Source organism: Vreelandella lionensis (assembly GCF_044543515.1).
In the GTDB taxonomy this organism is placed as follows: domain Bacteria; phylum Pseudomonadota; class Gammaproteobacteria; order Pseudomonadales; family Halomonadaceae; genus Vreelandella; species Vreelandella lionensis.
Window position 1 is genome coordinate 1,709 of sequence record NZ_JBITWC010000048.1, and the last position, 3,138, is coordinate 4,846.

1 rRNA gene is annotated in these 3,138 nt (G+C 54.0%); it reads left to right on the top strand.

Annotated features, from left to right (window positions below):
• Positions 1 to 132 precede the first annotated feature (132 nt).
• Positions 133 to 3,024: ribosomal RNA gene (locus ACIGG6_RS18190) — 23S ribosomal RNA — on the top strand.
• Positions 3,025 to 3,138 lie beyond the last annotated feature (114 nt).

Consider the following 3,138-nt stretch of genomic DNA (forward strand, 5'->3'; position numbering starts at 1 on the left):
TCGCTCTTTAACAATGTATATCATGCTGACAAGAACGTTTTCGAACGTTCTTACGTAACTTGTTTTGTGATACGTCTCAAGCGTATCCGGCAATCGTTATCATTGCGAACCCCAGACTCCTTCGGGTTATAGGGTCAAGCAATGAAGCGCACACGGTGGATGCCTAGGCAGTCAGAGGCGATGAAAGACGTGGTAGCCTGCGATAAGGTTCGGTGAGGTGGCAACAACCTGTGACCCGGACATCTCTGAATGGGGAAACCCACTCATCATCAGATGAGTATCTTACGCTGAATATATAGGCGTAAGAGGCGAACCAGGGGAACTGAAACATCTAAGTACCCTGAGGAAAAGAAATCAACCGAGATTCCCCTAGTAGCGGCGAGCGAACGGGGACCAGCCCTTAAGCATGCAACGGATTAGACGAACGTGCTGGGAAGCACGGCCGTAGCGGGTGATAGCCCCGTAGTCGAAAATCTGCGTATGTGAAATCGAGTAGGTCGGGGCACGAGAAACCTTGACTGAAGACGGGGGGACCATCCTCCAAGGCTAAATACTCCTGACTGACCGATAGTGAACCAGTACCGTGAGGGAAAGGCGAAAAGAACCCCGGAGAGGGGAGTGAAATAGATCCTGAAACCGTGTGCGTACAAGCAGTAGGAGCAGACTTGTTCTGTGACTGCGTACCTTTTGTATAATGGGTCAGCGACTTATATTCAGTGGCGAGGTTAACCGTATAGGGGAGCCGTAGGGAAACCGAGTCTTAACTGGGCGACACAGTCGCTGGATATAGACCCGAAACCGAGCGATCTATCCATGAGCAGGGTGAAGATTGAGTAACATCAATTGGAGGCCCGAACCAGGATCTGTTGAAAAAGATTTGGATGACTTGTGGATCGGAGTGAAAGGCTAATCAAGCTCGGAGATAGCTGGTTCTCCTCGAAAGCTATTTAGGTAGCGCCTCACGTATCACCGCCGGGGGTAGAGCACTGTTTCGGCTAGGGGGTCATCCCGACTTACCAACCCGAGGCAAACTCCGAATACCGGTGAGTGCAAGCGTGGGAGACACACGGCGGGTGCTAACGTCCGTCGTGAAAAGGGAAACAACCCAGACCGTCAGCTAAGGTCCCCAAATCCTGGTTAAGTGGGAAACGATGTGGGAAGGCTCAGACAGCTAGGAGGTTGGCTTAGAAGCAGCCATCCTTTAAAGAAAGCGTAATAGCTCACTAGTCGAGTCGGCCTGCGCGGAAGATGTAACGGGGCTAAACCAGGTACCGAAGCTACGGGTTCATCCTCTGGATGAGCGGTAGAGGAGCGTCGTGTAAGCCGATGAAGGTGTGTTGAGAAGCATGCTGGAGGTATCACGAGTGCGAATGCTGACATGAGTAACGATAAAGGGAGTGAAAAACTCCCTCGCCGGAAGACCAAGGGTTTCTGTTCGACGCTAATCGGAGCAGAGTGAGTCGGCCCCTAAGGCGAGGCCGAAAGGCGTAGTCGATGGGAAACGGGTCAATATTCCCGTACCGGACATGATTGCGATGGGGGGACGGAGAAGGCTAGGTGAGCCAGGCGTTGGTTGTCCTGGTGAAAGTGAGTAGGCTGGCGTCTTAGGTAAATCCGGGACGCTTCAAGGCCGAGACACGAAACGAACGGACCACGGTCCGGAAGTCATTGATGCCACGCTTCCAGGAAAAGCCTCTAAGCTTCAGATCATGTGCGACCGTACCCCAAACCGACACAGGTGGTCAGGGTGAGAATCCCAAGGCGCTTGAGAGAACTCGGGTGAAGGAACTAGGCAAAATGGTGCCGTAACTTCGGGAGAAGGCACGCCGGCGTAGGGTAAGGGAACTTGCTTCCTCAGCCCGAACCGGTCGAAGATACCAGGTGGCTGCAACTGTTTAGTAAAAACACAGCACTCTGCTAACGCGCAAGCGGACGTATAGGGTGTGACGCCTGCCCGGTGCCGGAAGGTTAAATGATGGTGTTAGGATTCGTCCGAAGCTCTTGATTGAAGCCCCGGTAAACGGCGGCCGTAACTATAACGGTCCTAAGGTAGCGAAATTCCTTGTCGGGTAAGTTCCGACCTGCACGAATGGCGTAATGATGGCCACGCTGTCTCCACCCGAGACTCAGTGAAATTGAAATCGCCGTGAAGATGCGGTGTACCCGCGGCTAGACGGAAAGACCCCGTGAACCTTTACTATAGCTTCACACTGGACGCTGATGTTGCCTGTGTAGGATAGCTGGGAGGCTTTGAAACCCGGACGCCAGTTCGGGTGGAGCCAACCTTGAAATACCAGCCTGGCATCATTGGCGTTCTCACTCAGGTCCGTGATCCGGATCGAGGACAGTGTGTGGTGGGTAGTTTGACTGGGGCGGTCTCCTCCCAAAGAGTAACGGAGGAGCACGAAGGTACCCTCAGCACGGTCGGACATCGTGCAATGAGTGCAAGAGCATAAGGGTGCTTGACTGCGAGACAGACACGTCGAGCAGGTGCGAAAGCAGGTTCTAGTGATCCGGTGGTTCTGTATGGAAGGGCCATCGCTCAACGGATAAAAGGTACTCCGGGGATAACAGGCTGATACCGCCCAAGAGTTCACATCGACGGCGGTGTTTGGCACCTCGATGTCGGCTCATCACATCCTGGGGCTGAAGTCGGTCCCAAGGGTATGGCTGTTCGCCATTTAAAGTGGTACGCGAGCTGGGTTTAGAACGTCGTGAGACAGTTCGGTCCCTATCTGCCGTGGGCGTTGGATGTTTGAGAAGAGCTGCTCCTAGTACGAGAGGACCGGAGTGGACGACCCTCTGGTGTTCCGGTTGTCACGCCAGTGGCATTGCCGGGTAGCTATGGTCGGACGGGATAACCGCTGAAAGCATCTAAGCGGGAAGCCCCCTTCAAGATGAGACATCCCTGAGACCTAGAGTCTCCTAAAGGGCCCAGCGAGACCAGCTGGTGGATAGGCACGGTGTGGAAGCGCTGCAAGGCGTTGAGCTAACGTGTACTAATGGCCCGTGAGGCTTGACCCTATAACACCCAAGGGGTCTGGTCGCAGTGATAACGAACGAGTGTGAACGCACTCAGAACACCGGATACGCAGCCGCCAGCCAAGGCGCTGACGGAAAGAGACGATCACAAAACAC